The sequence below is a fragment of the Gaetbulibacter sp. M235 genome, from assembly GCF_043876835.1.
In the GTDB taxonomy this organism is placed as follows: Bacteria; Bacteroidota; Bacteroidia; order Flavobacteriales; family Flavobacteriaceae; genus Yeosuana.
This window is the reverse complement of the sequence record NZ_JBAWJZ010000009.1, coordinates 135268-156959: the sequence shown is the minus strand read 5'-3', so window position 1 is coordinate 156959 and position 21692 is coordinate 135268. Positions and strand designations below refer to the sequence as shown.

Annotated in this window: 24 protein-coding genes and 2 tRNA genes; 16 read left to right on the top strand and 10 right to left on the bottom strand. The window is 30.3% G+C overall.

What is annotated here, in order from left to right; all coding sequences use genetic code 11:
- The first annotated feature begins 365 nt into the window (after positions 1–365).
- From thrS to V8G69_RS14335, 6 genes are all read left to right on the top strand, one after another.
- Positions 366–2300 carry a threonine--tRNA ligase gene (gene thrS, locus V8G69_RS14360; RefSeq protein ID WP_394882764.1) on the top strand — a complete coding sequence of 645 codons (1935 nt, stop codon included), beginning with the start codon at positions 366–368 and terminating at the stop codon, positions 2298–2300.
- A 28-nt stretch (positions 2301–2328) separates the two neighbouring features.
- A complete protein-coding gene (gene infC / locus V8G69_RS14355) occupies positions 2329–2877 on the top strand; it encodes a translation initiation factor IF-3 (protein ID WP_394882771.1) in 549 nt (182 codons plus the stop codon).
- Between the two features lie 62 nt (positions 2878–2939).
- Positions 2940–3137, top strand: a complete 198-nt coding sequence (rpmI, locus tag V8G69_RS14350; RefSeq protein WP_394882762.1) for a 50S ribosomal protein L35 — start codon at positions 2940–2942, stop codon at positions 3135–3137.
- Positions 3138–3230: 93 nt separating this feature from the next.
- Positions 3231–3575 (top strand): 50S ribosomal protein L20, encoded by a 345-nt coding sequence (gene rplT, locus V8G69_RS14345; protein ID WP_394882761.1) that lies wholly within the window; start codon positions 3231–3233, stop codon positions 3573–3575.
- A 140-nt stretch (positions 3576–3715) separates the two neighbouring features.
- Positions 3716–4537: a Cof-type HAD-IIB family hydrolase gene (locus V8G69_RS14340; protein ID WP_394882760.1), complete on the top strand. Its 822-nt coding sequence runs from the start codon at positions 3716–3718 to the stop codon at positions 4535–4537.
- Between the two features lie 67 nt (positions 4538–4604).
- The gene (locus V8G69_RS14335) at positions 4605–5030 is read left to right on the top strand and encodes a hypothetical protein (protein ID WP_394882759.1); all 426 of its coding nucleotides are present in this window, start codon (positions 4605–4607) and stop codon (positions 5028–5030) included.
- A gap of 7 nt (positions 5031–5037) precedes the next feature.
- Here the strand turns inward: V8G69_RS14335 and V8G69_RS14330 are convergent, their stop codons facing one another.
- The 6 genes from V8G69_RS14330 to tgt form a co-directional block, all read right to left on the bottom strand.
- Positions 5038–6222: an asparagine synthetase B gene (locus V8G69_RS14330; protein ID WP_394882769.1), complete on the bottom strand. Its 1185-nt coding sequence runs from the start codon at positions 6220–6222 to the stop codon at positions 5038–5040.
- 134 nt (positions 6223–6356) lie between these two features.
- On the bottom strand, positions 6357–7901 hold the full coding sequence (dnaB, locus tag V8G69_RS14325) for a replicative DNA helicase (RefSeq protein WP_394882758.1): 1545 nt from the start codon (positions 7899–7901) through the stop codon (positions 6357–6359).
- A gap of 169 nt (positions 7902–8070) precedes the next feature.
- The gene (locus tag V8G69_RS14320) at positions 8071–9024 is read right to left on the bottom strand and encodes an acetyl-CoA carboxylase carboxyltransferase subunit alpha (protein ID WP_394882757.1); all 954 of its coding nucleotides are present in this window, start codon (positions 9022–9024) and stop codon (positions 8071–8073) included.
- A gap of 62 nt (positions 9025–9086) precedes the next feature.
- Entirely contained in the window at positions 9087–9983 is an 897-nt protein-coding gene (locus V8G69_RS14315) for a DMT family transporter (RefSeq protein WP_394882756.1), read from the bottom strand.
- The gene (locus tag V8G69_RS14310) at positions 9970–11046 is read right to left on the bottom strand and encodes an LptF/LptG family permease (protein ID WP_394882754.1); all 1077 of its coding nucleotides are present in this window, start codon (positions 11044–11046) and stop codon (positions 9970–9972) included. Before V8G69_RS14310 ends, V8G69_RS14315 begins: the two co-directional genes overlap by 14 nt.
- Before the next feature lie 2 nt (positions 11047–11048).
- Entirely contained in the window at positions 11049–12179 is a 1131-nt protein-coding gene (tgt, locus tag V8G69_RS14305; protein WP_394882752.1) for a tRNA guanosine(34) transglycosylase Tgt, read from the bottom strand.
- 330 nt (positions 12180–12509) lie between these two features.
- On the opposite strand from tgt, the gene V8G69_RS14300 reads away from it, so the two are divergent.
- Positions 12510–13127 (top strand): outer membrane beta-barrel protein, encoded by a 618-nt coding sequence (locus V8G69_RS14300; protein ID WP_394882750.1) that lies wholly within the window; start codon positions 12510–12512, stop codon positions 13125–13127.
- Positions 13128–13186: 59 nt separating this feature from the next.
- Here the strand turns inward: V8G69_RS14300 and V8G69_RS14295 are convergent, their stop codons facing one another.
- Positions 13187–14188 (bottom strand): FKBP-type peptidyl-prolyl cis-trans isomerase, encoded by a 1002-nt coding sequence (locus V8G69_RS14295; RefSeq protein WP_394882749.1) that lies wholly within the window; start codon positions 14186–14188, stop codon positions 13187–13189.
- Positions 14189–14268: 80 nt separating this feature from the next.
- Here V8G69_RS14295 and V8G69_RS14290 point away from each other — a divergent pair, with 80 nt between their 5' ends.
- Positions 14269–14640: an RNA-binding S4 domain-containing protein gene (locus V8G69_RS14290; RefSeq protein ID WP_394882748.1), complete on the top strand. Its 372-nt coding sequence runs from the start codon at positions 14269–14271 to the stop codon at positions 14638–14640.
- Between the two features lie 117 nt (positions 14641–14757).
- Positions 14758–15261 carry a phosphoribosyltransferase domain-containing protein gene (locus tag V8G69_RS14285; RefSeq protein WP_394882747.1) on the top strand — a complete coding sequence of 168 codons (504 nt, stop codon included), beginning with the start codon at positions 14758–14760 and terminating at the stop codon, positions 15259–15261.
- Here V8G69_RS14285 and V8G69_RS14280 read toward each other — a convergent pair.
- Positions 15253–15774, bottom strand: coding sequence for a shikimate kinase (locus tag V8G69_RS14280; protein WP_394882746.1), 522 nt, complete (start codon positions 15772–15774; stop codon positions 15253–15255). The genes V8G69_RS14285 and V8G69_RS14280 overlap by 9 nt on opposite strands.
- Positions 15775–15899: 125 nt before the next feature.
- On the opposite strand from V8G69_RS14280, the gene V8G69_RS14275 reads away from it, so the two are divergent.
- The 7 genes from V8G69_RS14275 (at position 15900) to V8G69_RS14245 (ending at position 20601) form a co-directional block, all read left to right on the top strand.
- Positions 15900–15972 (top strand) — tRNA-Lys (locus tag V8G69_RS14275).
- Positions 15973–16028: 56 nt separating this feature from the next.
- Positions 16029–16113 (top strand) — tRNA-Leu (locus V8G69_RS14270).
- A gap of 78 nt (positions 16114–16191) precedes the next feature.
- On the top strand, positions 16192–17094 hold the full coding sequence (locus V8G69_RS14265) for a MerR family transcriptional regulator (RefSeq protein ID WP_394882745.1): 903 nt from the start codon (positions 16192–16194) through the stop codon (positions 17092–17094).
- 55 nt (positions 17095–17149) lie between these two features.
- A complete protein-coding gene (locus V8G69_RS14260; RefSeq protein ID WP_394882744.1) occupies positions 17150–18610 on the top strand; it encodes a phytoene desaturase family protein in 1461 nt (486 codons plus the stop codon).
- Between the two features lie 2 nt (positions 18611–18612).
- Positions 18613–19452, top strand: coding sequence for a phytoene/squalene synthase family protein (locus tag V8G69_RS14255; RefSeq protein ID WP_394882743.1), 840 nt, complete (start codon positions 18613–18615; stop codon positions 19450–19452).
- Between the two features lie 9 nt (positions 19453–19461).
- Positions 19462–19911, top strand: a complete 450-nt coding sequence (locus V8G69_RS14250; protein ID WP_394882742.1) for a sterol desaturase family protein — start codon at positions 19462–19464, stop codon at positions 19909–19911.
- A gap of 3 nt (positions 19912–19914) precedes the next feature.
- A complete protein-coding gene (locus V8G69_RS14245) occupies positions 19915–20601 on the top strand; it encodes a lycopene cyclase domain-containing protein (protein ID WP_394882740.1) in 687 nt (228 codons plus the stop codon).
- Between the two features lies 1 nt (position 20602).
- Here the strand turns inward: V8G69_RS14245 and V8G69_RS14240 are convergent, their stop codons facing one another.
- Both V8G69_RS14240 and V8G69_RS14235 read right to left on the bottom strand, forming a co-directional pair.
- Positions 20603–21163 carry a TlpA family protein disulfide reductase gene (locus V8G69_RS14240; protein ID WP_394882739.1) on the bottom strand — a complete coding sequence of 187 codons (561 nt, stop codon included), beginning with the start codon at positions 21161–21163 and terminating at the stop codon, positions 20603–20605.
- Between the two features lie 100 nt (positions 21164–21263).
- A complete protein-coding gene (locus V8G69_RS14235; RefSeq protein WP_394882738.1) occupies positions 21264–21689 on the bottom strand; it encodes a DUF5606 domain-containing protein in 426 nt (141 codons plus the stop codon).
- Positions 21690–21692: the final 3 nt, after the last annotated feature.

Sequence of the window (21692 nt, the reverse complement as noted above, 5' to 3'; positions counted from 1 at the left end):
CAATGGCTTTTTCCGTCTTTTTTTTGCCTTTTTTCTTAACACCTTTTTATCCACTGATTATGAATATTTTACGGAGAAAAAAATTAGAGAAAGTATGATTAAAAACTTTTCAATTGCTTTAATTCTAAAACTAAATATGCGTTAGGGATGGCAATGGCATCCTTTTGCATTGCAAAAGATATAATGAACAGCCCGACCTTGAGTAACAAGGTAACGCCCAAAAACATTTTTATCAACTTCTTTATTTTTTATAAATGCGTAATTAAATAAAAACTCAATTGTATAAAGAAAAAATTATACCTATATATATATTGTATGTCTATATATATACTATTATCTTTGCACCCTGAATTTAATTTATTTTAATGATACATATAACATTGCCCGATGGAAGTGTAAAGCAGTTTGAAAAAAACGTTACACCTATGGATGTTGCTAAAAGCATTAGCGAAGGATTTGCCAGAAACGTGATTTCGGCAAATTTTAATGGTATAACTATTGAGACTGTTACACCTTTGACTACGGATGGTTCATTGGTTTTATATACATGGAATAATGATGAAGGGAAAAAAGCATTCTGGCATTCATCGGCGCACGTATTAGCTCAAGCTTTAGAAGAATTATACCCTGGCATTAAGCTAACTATAGGACCAGCTATTGAAAATGGGTTTTATTACGACGTAGATTTTGGTGAAAAATCAATTTCAGAAAAAGATTTTAAAGCCATTGAGGATAAGATGATTGAAATTGCTCGGGGAAAACATGAGTTTAAAATGCGATCTGTTTCAAAAAAAGAAGCGTTAGCATTATATAAGGACAATGAGTTCAAAACAGAATTGATTGAAAATTTAGAAGACGGAACCATAACCTTTTGTGACCATTCTACTTTTACCGATTTATGCCGTGGAGGACATATACCAGATACTGGCATAATAAAAGCAGCCAAAATATTATCAGTTGCTGGAGCATACTGGAGAGGAAACGAAAAAAACCCTCAACTTACACGTGTTTATGCTATTTCATTTCCTAAACAAAAAGAGCTTACAGAATATTTAGAGCTATTAGAGGAAGCAAAAAAGCGTGACCATAGAAAATTAGGTAAAGAACTTGAGCTATTTACTTTTTCTAAAAAAGTGGGGCAAGGGTTACCACTATGGTTGCCTAAAGGTGCTGCTTTACGTGAACGCTTAGAAGATTTTTTAAAGAAAGCACAAAAAAAAGCTGGTTACGAAATGGTGGTGACACCACATATTGGTCAGAAAGAATTATATGTTACTTCTGGGCATTATGCAAAATATGGAGCTGATAGTTTTCAGCCAATAAAAACTCCAAAAGAAGATGAAGAGTTTTTATTAAAACCCATGAACTGTCCGCACCATTGCGAAATTTATAATAATAGCCAATGGTCTTATAAAGATTTACCAAAACGTTATGCTGAATTTGGAACTGTATATAGATATGAACAAAGTGGTGAATTACATGGTTTAACTCGTGTACGTGGATTTACTCAAGATGATGCTCATTTATTCTGTATGCCAGAACAACTTGATGAAGAATTTAAAAATGTTATTGATTTAGTTTTATACGTTTTTGGAGCATTAGGTTTTGAAAAATTCACAGCACAAGTATCAATTAGAGATCCTAAAAATCCAGATAAATATATAGGAAGCATAGAGAACTGGGAAAAAGCCGAGCAAGCCATTATTAATGCTGCAACAGACAAAGGACTGGATTTTGTAATAGAAGAAGGTGAAGCCGCTTTTTATGGTCCAAAATTAGATTTTATGGTGAAAGATGCTTTGGGAAGAAGATGGCAGCTTGGCACAATTCAAGTAGATTATAACCTTCCTGAACGATTCGATTTAACTTACAAAGGTAGTGATAACGAACTACACAGACCTGTTATGATTCATCGTGCACCTTTTGGAAGTATGGAGCGTTTTGTTGCTTTATTATTAGAACATACTGGTGGTAATTTTCCTTTATGGCTCATGCCAAAACAAGCTATTATATTGTCTATTAGTGAGAAATATGAAAAATACGCTGAAAAAGTTTTAAATTTGCTAGAAAATAACGAAATTCGCGCCCTCGTTGATAACAGAAATGAAACTATAGGTAAGAAAATTCGGGAAGCCGAAATGCAAAAATACCCTTTCATGATTATCATTGGAGAGAATGAAGAACATGAATACAAAATATCAGTTCGTCAACACGGTGGAGAAGATTTAGGAATGATTTCAATTGAAACCTTTTCAGAAATTATAAAAACAGAAATAAACAAAACGCTAAAATCGTTTTAAAAATAAGTTTAATTTAAAAAATAAAGCCATAGCAATTAGAAGAAGAAATGAACCCAACAAAAGGGTTTCGCAAGAGGATAAACATAAAATAAACTCTAGAATTACAGCACCTAACGTTCGTTTGGTAGGAGAAAATGTAGAAATAGGTGTATATAGTACTAGAGATGCTTTAAAAATAGCAGACGAGCTTGGATTAGATCTTGTAGAGATTTCTCCAAATGCTGATCCTCCTGTATGTAAGGTTATGGATTATAAGAAGTTTCTTTACGAACAAAAGAAACGTGATAAAGTAATTAAAGCCAAAGCTACTAAAGTCATTATTAAAGAAATTCGTTTTGGACCTCAAACAGATGATCATGATTACGAATTTAAAAAGAAACATGCTGAGAAGTTTTTAAAAGAAGGTGCAAAGTTAAAAGCCTTTGTGTTTTTTAAAGGACGATCCATCATATTTAAAGAGCAAGGACAAATATTATTATTAAAACTTGCCCAAGATTTAGAAGAGTTTGGAAAGGTTGAGCAAATGCCTAAATTAGAAGGTAAACGTATGACCATGTTCTTAGCTCCAAAAAAATAAAAAGCCCTGAATAGTTCAGGATTAAAGATAATTAAGCGAAATAATTAAAACTAGGAGAAAAGATGCCTAAAATGAAAACAAAATCTAGTGCCAAAAAACGCTTTAAGTTAACTGGTACTGGTAAGATTAAAAGAAAGCACGCCTTTAAAAGTCACATCTTAACAAAGAAGTCTAAAAAGCGTAAGCTAGCGTTAACACACAGTACTTTGGTTGACCAAAGTGATGTTAACAGCATTAAAGAACAATTACGTTTAAAGTAATAAGTTCTGGTTAAAACAAATTAATAACCCTGGAGTTAGGCTCAGTGAAAGAGGTTTTTTAAAGCCCGCCTACTACAAAAAAAATTAAAAATTATGCCAAGATCAGTAAATTCTGTTGCAAAAAGAGCCAGAAGAAAAAAGGTTCTTAAACAAGCAAAAGGCTTTTTCGGACGTCGTAAAAACGTTTGGACAGTAGCAAAAAATGCGGTTGATAAAGCGATGTTATATTCGTACAGAGACCGTAGAAACAAAAAAAGAACATTCCGTGCTTTATGGATTGCCCGTATTAACGCGGGAGCTAGACAATACGGATTGTCATATTCTCAATTTATGGGAAAATTAAAAGCTAATGATATTGAATTAAACCGTAAGGTTTTAGCAGATTTAGCTATGAATAACCCTGAGGCTTTTAAAGCCGTAATAGAGAAAGTAAAATAAGGCGTTTCGCCTATTGTAAAACATATTATTCGCTTAATAAAAATCCGGTTCTAAAGAATCGGATTTTTTTGTTATAAATAACTTTCACAAAACATCTATTAAAATAAGAAACATTATTTTTGCCTCTTAAAAAATTATCTATGGATTTATCCAAAATAAAATTAGTCATCACCGATATGGATGGCACATTACTCAATTCAAATCATGAAGTAAGTAGTTTATTTTTTGAATTATTTAAACAAATAAAAAAGCATAATATTCGATTTGTAGCTGCTAGCGGAAGGCCTTATTATAGCATCATAGATAAATTAAGTACCATTAAAGATGATATTATTATTGTAGCTGAAAATGGTGGTATAGTGGCAGAAAAAGAAACTATCCTATTAAAAATACCAATCAATAAGAATAATCTTTATAAGATTGAAAAATTAATTATTACCAATTCACATATTCACCCAATTTATTGTACAAAATCAAAAGCCTATTTTAAAAGTGCTTCAAATGGACACATAAAACTGTTATCTGAATATTATCCAAATTTTGTTGTGATTAATTCCATAGAAGAAATCAAAGAAGACATTATTAAAATAGCATTGTATCATCATGAAGATTCTGAAAAATATATATTTCCTCTTTTTAACGAACTGGTCTCAGAATATAAAATTATAGTTTCTGGAAAACATTGGGTAGATATTTCTGATGATTCTGCAAACAAAGGAAATGCTTTAAAACTTTTGCAAAATTATTATAACATTACAGAAGATGAAACTATTGCTTTTGGAGATTATAATAATGATATCGAAATGTTAAAACTTGCTTCTTTTAGTTTTGCCATGGAAAATGCCGTGCAGCATGTAAAAGATATTGCTAGTTATAAAACTAAAAGTAATGACGATAATGGTGTAGAATACATTTTAGAAAAAATTATACAAGCAAAAGAAACACTAACATTAAAAAATTAAATTTTTAATCTGTAAACGCAACCATTGGTATAATTTCGTATCTAATTATAAAAAAGCTAATATGACTATGAAATTTTTAACCGCTACTATTTTTATTTTTTTATTAACCAGTTGCTCACTAAGCAGTGATAATAATGTGCCTCAGTTTGTTAGGGCTGAATGGCATTTAAAAAATGTAAGTGGAGGAATTGATGGTGTTAATAATAATTTTGATTTGAGCACCATAATTTGGGCGTTCAATGACTCATTAGGGACACTTAATATTACAAATAACAATACAGATACAACAAAAGAAGATGGATTTGATACTGGTAACTATACATTTTCACTTATAAATAATAGTAATGATTCCTTTATTGTAATAAACCAAAATGAATTTGGAAGCTTAACCATTTCAAATAATCTGTTGGTTATAAATCAAAATGAAAAAAGTACAGGAGCTGGTGCTGATGGATATATTTACACATTTCAACTTGTAGAAATTACTGAATAGTATTTCTTTAAGTTTTCTGTTTCTTTTTTCTTGCCGCTGGAAACAATACATTATTTAATATAAGTCTGTAACCCGGAGAAGTAGGGTGCAATTCTAATTCTGTTTTAGAATCTCCTACTCTATGCTGATAATCCTCAGGGTCATGTCCACCATAAAAAGTAAAGAACCCTTTTCCCTTAATTCCATGAATGTATTTAGCCTCTCCATTGGTTTTATTTTCGCCCATAATCAAAACATTGGGCTTTATTTCATCACTATTAAAAGCCGTAGTTTGTCCCATAAAACCTTTAATTAATGCCGTGTGATTTTGACATAACATGGTTGGAATAGGATCCCATTTTGCAGAAAATTCCATTAGCGAAAAATAATCAATGGTTCTTGAAATCATCCGGTGCTGGGTCATATCAATTGATGAAAACTCATAAACATTTGGATTTTTTTCTAATTTAAAATTTGTAAATGCGAAGGTTTTACTATAATCTATCTTACTTTGATAATTGGCTTCACTCCCATCGCCGTCAAACATGGGCTCACAAATATCAACTCCTTCAGCCGATAAAGCAATGTCAAAACTATCTGCAGCACTACACATAGCAAACATAAATCCTCCTCCAATAACATAATCCCTAATTTTTAATGCCACATCAAGTTTTTCTTGAGATACCTTGCTATAACCTAATTTTTCAGCTAAAGCTTCTGCATCTTTTTTCTCTTGAATATACCAAGCCGCTGCCTTGTAAGCTCCGTAAAATTTTCCATATTGACCTGTGAAATCTTCGTGATGCAAGTGTAACCAGTCAAAAGCCAACAAACCATCATTTAAAACTTCTTCATCATAAACCGTTTCATAAGGAATTTCTGCATAAGTTAAAACCATAGTAACGGCATCGTCCCAAGGTTGTTTACCATGAGGTGTATAAACTGCAATTTTAGGTGCTTTTTCTAAAACAACAGCTTCCATGTTTTGACTTGGGCTATTAATTTCCTCTAAAATACTTTCTGTTTTCGAATCTGAAATAATCTCAAATGAAACACCTCTAATTTGACATTCACGTTCAACTCCTTCAACATCTGGCAATAAAAAAGAACCACCTCTATAATTTAAAAGCCATTTAACTTTAAGTTGTTTTTCTAATGCCCAATAAGTAATACCATAAGCTTTTAAATGATTTATTTGGCTTTCAGCATCCATTGGAATAAGAATATAAGATGCGAAGGAATTAATCGAAAAAAAAAATAGTAATATAAAAACAATGGTCTTTCTCATAGACCGAAAGATACTTAAAAATTAATGTTGAACGAAATGGTTTAAGGAAATATTAAGTATTAAAAAGGCACATCATTATCTTCATCCTCATTAAATGAACTACCAAATGCTTCATTTGGACTGGCTTTAAAATTATCTGATTTAAAGGTATCATCATTTGCAGCAGCATTCATTTTACTATGGAATTCAAAAGGAGAATCAAAATCATCCAAATTATCAAACTTACCTAAATGACCAACAAATTTTAACCTAATGTTGTCAAGTCCACCATTTCTATGTTTAGCAACAATAAATTCTGCTTGTCCTTCGGTTGGTGAACGCTCATCATCATCCCACTCTTCAATTTTATAATACTCTGGACGGTAAATAAACGATACAATATCGGCATCTTGCTCAATTGCTCCAGATTCACGAAGGTCACTTAATAAAGGTCGCTTACTGCCTCCACGAGTTTCAACGGCCCTTGATAACTGGGATAAAGCAATAACTGGCACACTTAATTCTTTTGCTAAAGCTTTCAGGTTTCTGGAAATAGTTGAGATTTCTTGTTCTCTATTTCCTCCTTTTTGACTTCCACCAGCAGTCATTAACTGCAAATAATCAATAATAATTAATTTAATACCGTGTTGCGAAGATAAACGACGTGCTTTGGCTCTTAAATCAAATATTGAAAGCGAAGGTGTGTCATCAATATATAATGGTGCTTTTTCAAGTCCTTTAACTTTAACATTTAATTGTTCCCATTCATGTTTTTCGAGACGACCTGTACGCAATTTTTCAGAAGAAAGCCCTGTTTCACTAGAAATTAAACGAGTTATTAATTGAACTGATGCCATCTCTAATGAAAAGAAAGCTACGGGAATATTATGATTTACTGCAATATTTCTTGCCATAGAAAGCGTTAAAGCCGTTTTTCCCATACCTGGTCTTGCAGCCACAATAATTAAATCACTTTCCTGCCAACCAGATGTCAACTTATCCAGCTTATCAAACCCTGATGGAATACCACTTAATCCTTCTTTATTAGAAATTTCTTCAATTTTCTTTTTTGCTTGGATTACTAAGCTTTGAGCTGTTTCACTGGATTTTTTTATATTTCCTTGTGTTACTTCATATAGTTTTGCTTCGGCTTCGTCTAATAAATCAAAAACATCTTTTGTTTCATCATAGGAGTTTTCAATAATTTCACTTGATATTTTAATCAAACTACGTTGAATATATTTCTGCAAAATAATACGTGCATGGAACTCAATATGTGCTGAAGAGGATACTTTTTGCGTTAAAGAAATGAGGTAAAAATCACCTCCCGCCAACTCCAATTTTGAATTTTTCTTTAATTGTGTTGAAACGGTTAATAAGTCAACTGGCTCACTACTTTCAAATAGCTGAAAAATAGCTTCAAAAATATGCTGATGTGCTTCTTTATAGAACGCTTCTGGACTTAAAATGTCAATAACTTCATCAACACCTTTTTTATCAATCATCATTGCTCCTAACACAACTTCTTCTAAATCAAGTGCTTGAGGTGGTATTTTCCCTTTCTCAAGACTTATTAATGTGCTTCTATCTACTTTATATCCTTTTATTTGATTAGGTTGTTCCATAACTGCTAAAGTAATTAAAATGATGATGGTTTTAAAGTGAAAACAATGTATGATTATGAACTGTTCGTTAACATTCTAACTGTTAATAACTTAAAAAAATTGTCAATAACCATAAAAAAAATCTGAAGTTATAAGCTTCAGATTTTACTATGTTATGATTTTAAAAGGATTAGCCTTTAAATACTCCCATATTTAAATATTTATCCATTCTTTTTTCCACTAATTCTTTTGGTGATAAGTTTTTAAGTAACTCATAAGACTTAGATATTGCATCACTTACAATCGTAAAAGTTTGTTCTCTGTCTCTATGTGCACCACCAAGAGGTTCTTTGACAATTTCGTCAACCATCTTAAGTTTTTTCATGTCTTTTGCAGTAAGCTTTAAAGCTTCAGCTGCTTGTTCCTTAAATTCCCAGCTGCGCCAAAGAATAGATGAACATGATTCAGGAGAGATAACGCTGTACCATGTGTTTTCCAACATTAAAACAATATCTCCAACACCAATTCCTAATGCACCTCCAGAAGCACCTTCACCAATGATTACAGTAATAATCGGCACTTTTAAACGGGTCATTTCAAGAATGTTTCTCGCAATAGCTTCTCCTTGTCCTCTTTCTTCAGCTTCTAACCCAGGATATGCTCCAGGTGTATCTAATATAGTAACTACAGGAATACCAAATTTTTCAGCAGATTTCATTAGCCTAAGTGCTTTTCTATATCCTTCTGGATTAGCCATACCAAAATTTCGGTATTGTCTTGTTTTGGTATTGTAACCTTTTTGTTGGCCAATAAACATATAACTTTGGTCGCCAATTTTACCCAATCCACCAATCATGGCTTTGTCATCTTTAAAGCCTCTATCTCCATGAAGTTCTAAAAATGTTTCCCCGCAAATCGCTCTTATATAATCTAATGTATAAGGACGATTTGGGTGACGAGACAATTGTACTCGTTGCCAAGGAGTTAAATTTTTATAAATATCGGTTTGGGTCTGAATTAATTTTTTTTCAATTTGCGAGCAGGTTTGAGTAACATCTACTTCACTTTCTTCTCCAATTATTCTACATTTTTGTAACTGGTCTTCAAGCTCTTTTATAGGCAATTCAAATTCTAAATATTCCATAAGAATTTCTAGTTATATTTTTGTTAGCATACAAATATAAAAACTTTAATCATGATAAACCTCTAAGAACGCTTCCTTTTTAATAGTCTTTTCTTTTTCAATAATCCGTTTAGCATAACTGTCGTAATAATAATAAATGCCCCATAATAAAAGTTTATACTCATTCTTTCTTTTTCAGGAAATAAAATTATAGCTAATATAATGCCATAAACAGGCTCTAAATTATAGCTTAAAACAACAGTATAAGGGCTAATCACTTTCATAACATGAACAGCTGCAATAAAAGCATAGGCTGAACACACAGAAGCCAATATGAATAGATACCCAAAATCGGCAACACTTAATTTAAAGAATTCAATAGAAAAACCTCCTCGAAATAAAATTATAAAAAGTGATATAAATGCAACTCCGCTTATAAATTCATAAAACGAAATGACAGTTGCTGAATGTCTTTGTAAAAACTTACCATTAAGAACAGCAAATAGAGAAGAAAAAAAAGCAGAGGAAATACCCAGAATGATGCCTTTTATATAATGGATTTCACTTTGAGTAATTAAAAATATTCCTATTACAACCAGTATTCCAAAAATAATTTCATACCAAATCACTTTACGTTTAAAAACAATAGGTTCTATAATAGAAGCAAAAAAAGCACCTGTTGAAAACATAGCTAAGGCAATGGAAACATTGGCAACTTCAATGGCTCCAAAAAATGTGATCCAATGTATTGCTATTATAACTCCGGCTATGAAAAGTTTAATTACAGATTTTGGTGAAATACGAATATCGACTTTAGCTACTTTTATATAAATAAAAATTAAAATAGAAGCCATAAACATTCTAAACCAAACTAGTGGAATGGCTGAAATAGAAATCAATTCACCTAAAATAGCAGTAAATCCAGCAATAAAAACTAAAAAATGAAGATGTAGATAGTTTTTAAGTTTAGCGTTTTGCATTTTGTAACAAGTATACTGCTAAAATACCAAAAATGACATTTGGGAACCACACAGCAATAACTGGTGGGAAATTGGATTGTTCTGCCATAACCCCAAAAATTTTATCGAAAAACACAAAAATCATAGCAATACAAATTCCTACGGCAAGATTTACTCCCATTCCTCCTCTTCGTTTAATGGAAGAAACTGCCACAGCAATAATTGTTAATATAAATACTGAAACTGGTAAACTCCATTTTCTGTATAAAACCAATTGGTATCGACCAATGTTTGAAGATCCTCTCATTTCTTCCTTTTCAATGAATTTTGACAATTCATTGTAAGGCAATATTTCTGCGATATAAATTACAGGCGTTAAATCTTCAACATCAAAAGCAAAAAGTGTGTCCTTTCTCTTTTCGAATTCTAACTCATCATTAATTGGCCCAACGGTTCTTTTTACATAATCTACCAATCTATAAATGGTGTCTTCCTCTATATACTTAATGCTTTTGGCACTAATTTTATAGGTTAATTTATTGTTTTCTATATGTTCTAAAGTAAAATTGATTCCTTGTTTCTGATTTAAATCAAAGCTACTTACATAAATAAATTCTTTATCATTAATCTGTCTGAATACATTTCTATCCTGAGTGGTTTTTCTGTCTGGATGCAAATATTTATAGTCAAATTCATTAAACCCCTTACTAGCAATTGGTGCAAGGTACATACCTAAAAACAATGCTAAACCACCAATAATAGCAGCACCAATCATATAAGGTCTCAAAAATCTTGAAAAAGAAACTCCTGAACTTAAAAAAGCTATAACCTCTGTATTGTTAGCTAGTTTTGAGGTAAACCATATTACGGATAAGAATAAGAATAACGGGAATAATAAATGAGCAAAGTAAACCGTAAAGTCCAAATAATAAATAACTATTTCTTTAAATGGCACTTCATTTTCAAGAAGTTTTCCAATTTTTTCAGCAAGATTTACTGTAATCCCTATAGGAATAAACAGCAATAACATCATGAAAAATGTAAACAGATAACGCTTTAATATGTACCAATCTAAAATTTTCAAATCTATAAACGATTATTCATTTGGTTAACCATTGTATTTTTCCAAGTATTGAAATCTCCTGCTAATATATGTTTTCTTGCTTCTCTAACCAACCATAAATAGAAACCTAAATTATGAATTGTTGCAATTTGCATTCCTAATAATTCATTTACAGAAAATAGATGACGTAAATATGCTTTTGTATATTCTGTATCAACAAAAGTTATTCCCATTTCATCAACTGGAGAAAAATCATCTTTCCACTTCTGGTTTTTTATATTCAATGTACCATTTACCGTAAACAACATGCCATTTCTTGCATTTCTTGTTGGCATCACACAATCAAACATATCTATACCTAACGCAATGTTCTCTAAAATATTAATTGGTGTACCAACACCCATTAAATATCTCGGTTTATCTTCTGGCAAAATATTACACACAATATCTGTCATAGCATACATTTCTTCAGCTGGTTCCCCTACTGATAAACCTCCAATTGCATTTCCTAATGCACCTGCATTTGCAATATATTCAGCAGATTGAACACGTAAATCTTTATATGTACTTCCTTGAACTATAGGAAAAAACGCTTGGTCATGACTATACTTTAAAGGTGTTTTTTCTAAATGACTGATGCATCTATCCAACCATCTATGTGTCATATGCATCGATCTTTTAGCATAATTATAATCACAAGGATATGGCGTGCATTCATCAAAAGCCATAATAATATCTGCTCCTATACTACGTTGAATTTCCATCACATTTTCTGGAGTAAACGTATGGTAGCTTCCATCTATATGAGATTTAAACTTAACACCTTCTTCCTTTATTTTTCTATTAGCAGAAAGTGAATATACTTGATAACCTCCAGAATCGGTTAAAATATTTCTATCCCAATTCATGAATTTATGAAGTCCGCCAGCCTTTTCTAATATATCTGTTTGGGGTCTTAAGTATAAATGGTATGTGTTGCCTAGAATAATATCTGGATTAATATCGTTTTTAAGCTCACGCTGATGAACTCCTTTTACAGATGCTACCGTACCAACAGGCATAAAAATTGGTGTTTCAATTACACCATGATCTGTTGTTATTTTTCCAGCTCTTGCTTTACTTTGACTGTCTTTGCCTTTTAATTCAAATTCCATATTCATAAAATCATCAGGCGGCAAAGATAATTAACTAAAAATTATATCGATTGCTATTGGCAAAAAATAAAATTACCACAAGGATTAAATTATAAATCAATAATTTCAAAAGCCGAATTTAATATAAAAAGAAAATAATATTTGTTTGGCAACGTTTTTGATTAAGTATAAATCAAATTCAATCACTATATAATTGTATACATTTTTATGTGCAAAAATTCATAGTTATCAAATTATATAATAAATAAAAAAAATCATATAACAGATAAACATTGAATACTATATATTTTTGAATGAGAAAAACTCAAATCTAATTTAAAAACAAATATTATGAGAAATTTAAAAAATGGATTTAGTGCGAATAAAAAAATATTTTTTCTCGCATTATTTTTTGTAACTATTTCTGCTGCAACTTTTGCACAATCAGCTAGTGGTTTTGGTATTAAAGCTGGTTTAAATTATAATGCTAACGGAGATTATTTTGAGTCTATTGGTTCAAATGCAAAACATCCTGACAGAAATGTTGGTTACCATTTTGGTCTTTTTGGGAAAATTGGTAACCAAATATATTTTAAACCTGAACTTATCTACACAAGAACTAAAAGTGATTATGATTCTGACACCTTTAATATGCAAAAGCTTGATGCGCCAATGTTAGTCGGCATTAAAGTATTGGGACCTGTTAGTGTTTTTGCTGGTCCAGCATTTCAGTATATTTTAGATACTGAGTTTGATGGCATTTCTATAAATGATGTTGAAAACGATTTTACTGTTGGCTTTAATTTCGGAATAGGCTTAAACCTTAAAAAAATTGGGGTTGATTTAAGGTATGAAAGAGGTTTTAGTAAAAATGAAGCAACCTTTGTTGGTAGTATTGGTTCTGGCGTACCAAGTAGAATAGATACTAGACCAGATCAATTAATATTGGGCTTATCGCTTATACTCTAGTATAAAACGTTTGGAATAAAAAAAATCCCGCAATTGCGGGATTTTTTTATCTTATTTTTTTATTCTTTATCTAAATAATCTGGTATTCCATCACCATCTGTATCTGTAAATGTTATTGTTGTTCCTGTGTAAGTACCATCAGACTCCTTTTTAATTTTGATTAAAACTTCATTGTCTGCTAAAGGCAAATTTTCTACATCTTCTTTGGTTGCATTATCTTTATAAGTTTTAATGACAATCTCATCGGCAGTTAAAATACCATCGCCGTCATCATCAATATCTACATAATTAGGAATATTATCAGAATCTGTATTATCATCTTCTAATGTAAATCCTCCATCATTATTTAAATCTTCCATAAACGAAGGAATTCCATCACTGTCGTCATCATTTTGAGACATCTGAAACAATTCAATTTTAAATATTAAAGGAGAATATGAATTGATATTAATTGTTGCTGAAGAGAAATAACCTAATCCTGATGGTAAAAACATGACTCCTAAACCATAATTATAAAAATCAATGGTGCCATCTCCAACATCATTGAACCCTTCGGCTGTGCTAAAGTAAGGTAATGCTTTACTCCAACCTGGAACTAACGATAATAAATCAAAAGTCACAGGATTAGCAGTATTGTCAAATATAGTTTCATTAAGCAATCTTCCTTCGTAATTAACTCTAACTTTATCAGAAAATTTTGGCGAATCTCCTCCTCCTTGATTTAATTTCAAAATATAAAATTCATAATCTGTTTCAGCAAAAACAACAGATTTAGTTTCTACAGCGTCTTTTAACAACGTATGTCCATCTGGAACTGTTTCACCTTCAGAAAGTTCAGATATTACCAAATCATTTAAACTAGGGTTTGGATTAGACGCTCCAAAATCACTTGAATTATAATAGTGCGTCTCTAAATAACCGACTATTGAATCATTATCTATAATTTGTTGTTCAGCTCTATCTCTCACCTCAATAGTTGGGGTGGAGTTACTGTCTTTTTTACAAGACAAGAATCCAATTGTTAAACACAAAATAAATAGAGCTATTTTTCTTATTCTCATTATTGCTTATTTTTGAGGCGCAAGATACAATTTTAATATAATTTTGCACAACAACATTAACGTAGTTTTACGAAAATAATATGCGTATAGATAAGTATTTATGGTGCATTAGATATTACAAAACAAGAACTTTAGCAACAACTGCTTGCAGAAAGGGACATGTAAGAGTAAATAAAGAAATTGCAAAGCCTAGTAGAGATGTTTATCCACAAGATGAAATTGAATTAAGAAAGGACCAGATTAACTATCAACTTATAGTTAATGCCATACCAGAAAATAGAATTGGTGCTAAACTTGTAGATATTTATAGAATAGATAAAACTCCAAAAGAACAATTTGAAGCTCAAGAGCTTTTAAAATTATCGAAGGATTATTATAGAAAAAAAGGTGTTGGCAGACCAACTAAAAAAGATAGAAGAGATATCGATAATTTTACCGATGAAACATCCTAGATTTATATTTAGTCGCGCAAAAAAATATTTATAAGGATGTTCTATCTGGCCTTTGAAAAAAATAAGATATACAGATAAAAATGAGTAATTTTATACTTTAATTAAACAAACTTAGTTATGACCGTTGAAAAAAATATTATACTGACTCATAATCAAATCAACCATAAAATAAGACGTATTGCTTTTCAGATTTACGAAAACAATGTAAATGAAAAAGAAATTATTTTGGCTGGTATAGACAAAAACGGATTCATATTTGCCAAGAAACTTAAAACGGTGCTCCAAAAAATTTCAGATATCAATCCTATTCTTTGTAAAGTAAGCATCAATAAAAAAAATCCATTAGAGGAAATAAAAACATCAATTCCTGCAAATGAATATGAAAACAAATCGTTGATACTAGTTGATGATGTTCTAAATTCCGGAACCACTTTAATTTATGGGGTTAAGCACTTTTTAAACGTGCCCTTAAAGCAATTTAAAACTGCTGTTTTAGTGAATAGAAACCATAAAAAATATCCTGTAAAAGCAGATTTCAAAGGTATTTCATTGTCGACCTCATTACATGAGCATGTTCAAATTATATTAGAAGGAAAGACTTTTGAAGCTTATTTAGATTAGTGTTGCATATAATTCATCAACAATTTCATTTTTAGTTTTGTTATCTGTTGAAATTTTATATTGTGCTTGATCATAAAATACTGATCGTTCAAATAAATGCTTTCCTATAAATTCCGCTAATTCTTCATTATTTTTAAGATGTGAAATTAATGGTCGCTTATTTTTTTCATTCTTCAGCCTTTCAATAAGAGAAGAAATAGATGCTTTCAAATAAATGCTTTTCACATTATTTGATTTTAAAATAGTCTCCATATTATTTCCATAACATGGAGTACCTCCACCTAATGATAATATAGTATTATTTTTCTGTGCAATTATTTCATCTAAATATAAAGATTCAACCTTTCTAAAATAAATTTCACCTTTACTTTCAAATATGCTTTTAACAGGCATTTTTTCTTTAAATTCTATAAATTCATCCAAATCAATGAAATCATAGCCTATTTTTTTAGCTAAAAGTCTACCCAAACTAGACTTTCCAGAAGCCATATAACCTATTAAAATTACAATCATAAATTCGCTATAAATTGATTATTAAAAACATACACAAAAGCTTCGCAAAAAAACAAAAAATTCTTCAAAAAAAGTATGGTTTTATAAATTAAACATTTTATATTTGCACCCTCAATAGAGAAAAAGACCTGGTAGCTCAGTTGGTAGAGCATCTCCCTTTTAAGGAGAGGGTCCTGGGTTCGAGCCCCAGCCCGGTCACAGAAAAAAAGTTAAGCATAAATGCTTAACTTTTTTTATTTTTATTTAATTCATTTGCGCACGTGGCGGAATTGGTAGACGCGCTAGCTTGAGGGGCTAGTATTCGCTTAGAATGTGGAAGTTCGAGTCTTCTCGTGCGCACAATTTTATATTTTTTTTCATTTCTCTTTTTATACTTAAATATTTCATATAGTTTTGTTTAAACTTTTTTAATTAAAAATGAACAATATTAAAGTAGAGTTTAGTATTAAAGATTTAGAAAATCTAAGTGGAATAAAAGCACACACTATAAGAATTTGGGAAAAACGCTATAATCTATTTCAGCCCAAAAGAACAGAAACTAATATAAGATATTATACAACAGAGAGCCTTCAAAAGATATTGAATGTAGCTTTTTTAAATAATAACGGATATAAAATTTCTAAGATTTCTTCTTTAACAAATGAAGAAATTTCTAAACTCGTTAATGAAATCACTTCAAAAGAATTGCAAGTTGAGAATCATGCAATAAATTCATTAAAACTTTCAATGCTAACTTTTAATGAGCATTTATTTCATAAGACTTACAATGAGTTAATAGAATTGAAAACGTTTAAAGAAATATTTTACAACACTTTTTTACCACTTCTGCATCACATTGGTATCCTTTGGCAAACAGAAACCATCACACCTGCTCATGAGCATTTCGTTTCTACTCTTATAAAACAAAAATTATTATTAAACATAGAGAAAAACAATGTAGTTGAACAAAACAAACGCGAAAAAATCTTTGTGCTTTTCCTTCCAGAAAACGAAATTCACGAAATAGGTTTAATGCTCATAAATTATGAGCTTAAAAGCAAAGGTTATCAAACTATTTTTTTAGGGCAAAGCATACCCACAGAAAGCTTAAAAGACCCTTTAAGTCTTTATGATGATATTACATTCATTTCATACTTTACAATTAAACCTGAAAGAGAGGACATTGATAATTATTTACAAGTTTTTAAACAAACTATTTTACACAATAACACCAATGAATTATGGATTCTTGGAAACATGGCAAAAAGCCTAGAATTAAACAAATTACCTAAAGGTATTTCTGCTTTCAATACAATTAAAGATTTAGTTAAAAATTTGTAAATCTTTATTAGAATTGTTTTTTTGTTTAACTTTTTTATATATTTGTTAAACAAAAATGAAAATAACAATTATAGGTTCCGGATTTTCATCATTAGCTGCTTCGTGTTATTTAGCTAAAGCAGGCTATGATGTTACAGTTTTTGAAAAGAATAAAACAATTGGCGGTCGTGCAAGACAACTAATAAAAAATGGTTTTACATTTGATATTGGTCCAACATGGTATTGGATGCCAGATGTTTTTGAACGTTTCTTTTCAGATTTTGGAAAATCTCCTTCTGACTATTACACTTTAGAAAAATTGAATCCTGCTTACAGTGTGTATTTTGATGTTGAAGACTACATCACTATTGAAGATACTTTGGGTAAAATTATTCTGGCATTTGAAAAAGAAGAAAAAGGCTCTTCTATAAAGCTTAAAAAATTTATTGATTCAGCAAAAAGTAATTATGACATTGCTATTAAAGACTTAGTATACAATCCTGGAGTATCACCATTAGAATTAGTTACCCCGAAAACCATTAAAAAGTTAAAACAATTTTTTAGTACCATAAAAAAGGATGTTAGAAAAGAGTTTAAAAATGAAAGACTAGTTAAAATTCTAGAATTTCCCGTACTGTTTTTAGGCGCAAAACCTAGTAATACGCCCTCATTTTATAGCTTTATGAATTTTGCCGATTTTGGTTTAGGAACATTCCATCCAAAAAAAGGCATGTATCAAGTTATTCTTGCATTAGAATCCTTAGCTAAAGAACTTGGGGTAAAAATTAAAACTGAATGCCCTATTGAAAAAATAATTATTGAAAATGGTCACGCAAAAGGTATTATTTCTAACAAAAAAACTTACTTAAGCGACATTGTTTTAAGTGGCGCTGATTATCATCATACAGAAACATTATTAGATAAATCTTACAGACAGTATTCTGAAACGTATTGGAATAAAAAAACATTTGCACCTTCTTCTCTACTCTTTTATGTTGGGTTTGACAAAAAAGTTTCAAACGTAAATCATCACACCCTTTTCTTTGATGTAGATTTTGATATTCATGCTGAAGCCATTTATGACAACCCAAAATGGCCAGAAAATCCGCTATTTTATGCAAGCTTTCCAAGTAAAACTGATAAAAATTGTGCTCCAGAAGGACAAGAAGCTGGTATTTTTTTAATTCCCCTTGCTCCAGATTTAGAAGACACCAACGAATTAAGAGAAACATATTTTGATAAAATAATGACTCGCTTTGAAATATTAACATCTCAAAAAGTAAAAAATAACATTATTTTCAAAGAATCATTTTGTGTGAATGATTTTATAAAAGATTACAATTCTTATAAAGGCAATGCCTATGGAATGGCAAATACCTTGTTGCAAACAGCTTTTTTGAGACCAAAATTAAAAAGTAAAAAGGTTAAGAATCTGTTTTTTACTGGTCAGTTAACAGTGCCAGGTCCTGGAGTGCCACCATCTTTAATATCAGGAAAATTAGTTTCAGAATTAATAATTAAACACCACCGTTTGTAATTATGAAAGCTCTATTTGATACCGTTTCATACCAATGCAGTAAGATTGTCACAAAATCATACAGTACGTCTTTTTCATTAGCAACTAAAATGCTTGCTAAATCAATAAGAGATGATATATATAATATTTATGGTTTTGTTAGACTAGCTGATGAAATTGTGGATTCATTCCATGATTATGATAAAGAAACACTTTTCAATGATTTCGCGAAAGATTTAGAAAATGCTTTAAACAGCAAAATTAGCTTAAATCCTATTTTAAATTCTTTCCAATATAAGTATCATAAATATGGGATTGACAAAGAGTTTGTTGATGCTTTTATGGCAAGTATGCGATTAGATTTATACAAATCAACATATATTACAGAAGAAGAATTTAAAACCTACATTTATGGCTCTGCAGATGTTGTTGGATTAATGTGTTTAAAAGTTTTTGTAAAGGGTAATACATTAAAATTCAACAAACTAAAAGACTCTGCAATGTCTTTGGGTTCTGCGTTTCAAAAAGTAAATTTTTTAAGAGATTTAAAAGCAGATCATGAAGGCTTAAATAGGAGTTATTTTCCAAATATTGATTTAAACAATCTTGACGAAAATTCAAAACAAGAAATCATAAATGATATTGAACAAGATTTTGCAAAAGGACTTCAAGGCATTAAAATGCTTCCTATTGAAGCTAAATTTGGCGTTTTTATGGCTTACCGGTATTACCATCAATTATTAAAAAAATTAAAAAAAACACCCGCTTTAAAGTTAAAAAATACTAGAATACGAGTGGCAAATCACAAAAAAATAGAGCTTTTAATGCGTAGTTACGTAAAATACCAACTAAATTTAATATAAGTTTATCATATGAAAATAGTGTTTTGGATACTTATTTATGTTGCTGTGTTTTGCTTTATGGAATTTATGGCTTGGTTTACACATAAATACATTATGCATGGACTTCTATGGAATTTACACAAAGATCATCATAAAAAAGACCATAATAGTTGGTTTGAACGCAACGATGCTTTTTTTATCTTTTATGCTATAGTTAGCATAATTTGTTTTTATTTGTGGAGTTATGAAGATGTGTGGTTTTGTTTACCAATTGGTTTAGGAATCATGACTTACGGAGCTGCTTATTTTCTTGTTCATGACATATTTATTCACCAACGTTTTAAACTATTTAGAAATGCCAATGGTTGGTATGCTAAAGGTGTAAGAAGAGCTCATAAAATTCATCATAAACACTTAGGAAAAGAAGATGGTGAATGTTTTGGAATGTTATTGGTTCCTTTTAAATACTTCAAATCTTAATAGATGAAATATTTATATCTATTACTAGACATAGGATCATTATCCATTCCTTTATTATTTAATTTCCATCCAAAATTAAAGTTCTATAAGTATTGGAAGAGTTTACTTATAGGAATCATAATAAGCACTCTTATTTTTATTCCCTGGGATATCTTTTTTACTTTAAATGAAATCTGGGGCTTTAATTCGGATTATTATCTAGGGATAAAAATATTAAGCTTACCTATTGAGGAATGGCTATTTTTTGTGTGCATTCCATATGCATGTGTTTTTACACATTATTCGCTGTTATTTTACTTTCCTAATTTAACGTTATCTGAAAGAATTTCAAAAACAACTAGCCATATACTTTTAATATCATTTTTTTTGCTTTCAGTTTTTAATTATAACAAATGGTACACTTTGGTAAATTTTGCGTTAGCATTCTTTATACTTGCTTTAGTTATAAACAAAACACCAAAATTATTAAAAACATACTTTTTAACTTTTTTAGTTATGCTTATTCCGTTTTTTATTGTGAACGGAATATTAACTGGTAGCTTTATTAAAGATGAAGTTGTTTGGTATAATAATTTAGAGAATTTAAATATTAGATTTTTTACTATTCCTATTGAAGATATAGCTTATGCATTTACATTAATCCTTCTAAATTTATTTATTATGAAGCATTTAGAGATTAAAAAGAAATAATCTATTTCAACAGTTCATCAATAGCTTTTTGTACTTTTTCACTATTCCAGTTTGCAGCACCACTTTCATCAATTATAATATTACCTTTCTTATCAATTAAAAAAGTTCTTGGAATTGATGGCACTTCAAATAAATTTGAATCTCTATTTATTGGTCTATACACTTTAAAGGTATACTTGTTTTTATCTAGAAACTTATTAATTTCACTGTACGGATCTGAAGTAACAAATAAAAAAACAACCTTATCTTCATAATCATTGTACAATTTTTGGATACTTGGCATTTCTGCAATACAAGGCGGACACCATGTTGCCCAAAAATTTATAAAGACTACTTTTCCTTTAACGGTTTCAAAATCAAAAACCTGTCCTTGTTCGTCTTTTAATTTCCAATCATAACTTGATAGCTTAGTTAACTTTTCTTTGTTCTCAATAGATGGACTAATTAATGCGAAACCCTTATTTAAAAAAACCTGGATAGGTTTTCTAGTTTGAAGGATAACAAGAATGGCTATGACAAATAAAAAAATTAGGTTACTAATTTGAGATTTTAAAAACTTCATGAAGTTAATAGTAAAACATATTTATAGTAATGTAAATCTAATAAGAAAACATAAAAAAACCTCCTGCTTAAGGAGGTTTCTTTTATTATAATATATGTATTTATTCTTCTTCGTCAGATTTATTTTCAATATCAGTTTCTAATAAATCTAATAATTTATGTGATTGGAGAAGATTATACCATTGAATTACCTTCTTAATATCACTCGCGTAAACTCTATCTTCATCATAATCTGGTAAAATATCAAAGAAATATTCTTCAAGTTTATCCTTACTATCTTTGGTGCTTACACTGGTTTGCTGACCATTTTCCTTCTGCTTTATATTCAAAAAGACTTGTTTTAAAGGAACCTCCTCTGTTAAAGTATAAATGGCAATTTCACTTAACACACTTACATTTTGTTGCACATTAACCGATAAACGTTTCCCATCAATTAACGATTCTGCAATAAAGCCTGCACGTGTTTGTGCAACAAGTTTAAATAGTCCTGGTTTTCCAGCAATCGCTATTATTTTTTCTAAGCTCATAAA

Excerpts from the sequence above, each read along its gene's own strand:
- thrS (WP_394882764.1), top strand. The coding sequence starts at position 366 with ATGATACATATAACATTGCCCGATGGAAGTGTAAAGCAGTTTGAAAAA.
- rpmI (WP_394882762.1), top strand. The coding sequence starts at position 2,940 with ATGCCTAAAATGAAAACAAAATCTAGTGCCAAAAAACGCTTTAAGTTA.
- rplT (WP_394882761.1), top strand. The coding sequence starts at position 3,231 with ATGCCAAGATCAGTAAATTCTGTTGCAAAAAGAGCCAGAAGAAAAAAG.
- V8G69_RS14340 (WP_394882760.1), top strand. The coding sequence starts at position 3,716 with ATGGATTTATCCAAAATAAAATTAGTCATCACCGATATGGATGGCACA.
- V8G69_RS14335 (WP_394882759.1), top strand. The coding sequence starts at position 4,605 with ATGAAATTTTTAACCGCTACTATTTTTATTTTTTTATTAACCAGTTGC.
- V8G69_RS14330 (WP_394882769.1), bottom strand. The coding sequence starts at position 6,222 with ATGGATGCTGAAAGCCAAATAAATCATTTAAAAGCTTATGGTATTACT.
- dnaB (WP_394882758.1), bottom strand. The coding sequence starts at position 7,901 with ATGGAACAACCTAATCAAATAAAAGGATATAAAGTAGATAGAAGCACA.
- V8G69_RS14320 (WP_394882757.1), bottom strand. The coding sequence starts at position 9,024 with ATGGAATATTTAGAATTTGAATTGCCTATAAAAGAGCTTGAAGACCAG.
- V8G69_RS14315 (WP_394882756.1), bottom strand. The coding sequence starts at position 9,983 with ATGCAAAACGCTAAACTTAAAAACTATCTACATCTTCATTTTTTAGTT.
- tgt (WP_394882752.1), bottom strand. The coding sequence starts at position 12,179 with ATGGAATTTGAATTAAAAGGCAAAGACAGTCAAAGTAAAGCAAGAGCT.
- V8G69_RS14300 (WP_394882750.1), top strand. The coding sequence starts at position 12,510 with ATGAGAAATTTAAAAAATGGATTTAGTGCGAATAAAAAAATATTTTTT.
- V8G69_RS14295 (WP_394882749.1), bottom strand. The coding sequence starts at position 14,188 with ATGAGAATAAGAAAAATAGCTCTATTTATTTTGTGTTTAACAATTGGA.
- V8G69_RS14290 (WP_394882748.1), top strand. The coding sequence starts at position 14,269 with ATGCGTATAGATAAGTATTTATGGTGCATTAGATATTACAAAACAAGA.
- V8G69_RS14285 (WP_394882747.1), top strand. The coding sequence starts at position 14,758 with ATGACCGTTGAAAAAAATATTATACTGACTCATAATCAAATCAACCAT.
- V8G69_RS14280 (WP_394882746.1), bottom strand. The coding sequence starts at position 15,774 with ATGATTGTAATTTTAATAGGTTATATGGCTTCTGGAAAGTCTAGTTTG.
- V8G69_RS14265 (WP_394882745.1), top strand. The coding sequence starts at position 16,192 with ATGAACAATATTAAAGTAGAGTTTAGTATTAAAGATTTAGAAAATCTA.
- V8G69_RS14260 (WP_394882744.1), top strand. The coding sequence starts at position 17,150 with ATGAAAATAACAATTATAGGTTCCGGATTTTCATCATTAGCTGCTTCG.
- V8G69_RS14255 (WP_394882743.1), top strand. The coding sequence starts at position 18,613 with ATGAAAGCTCTATTTGATACCGTTTCATACCAATGCAGTAAGATTGTC.
- V8G69_RS14250 (WP_394882742.1), top strand. The coding sequence starts at position 19,462 with ATGAAAATAGTGTTTTGGATACTTATTTATGTTGCTGTGTTTTGCTTT.
- V8G69_RS14245 (WP_394882740.1), top strand. The coding sequence starts at position 19,915 with ATGAAATATTTATATCTATTACTAGACATAGGATCATTATCCATTCCT.
- V8G69_RS14240 (WP_394882739.1), bottom strand. The coding sequence starts at position 21,163 with ATGAAGTTTTTAAAATCTCAAATTAGTAACCTAATTTTTTTATTTGTC.
- V8G69_RS14235 (WP_394882738.1), bottom strand. The coding sequence starts at position 21,689 with ATGAGCTTAGAAAAAATAATAGCGATTGCTGGAAAACCAGGACTATTT.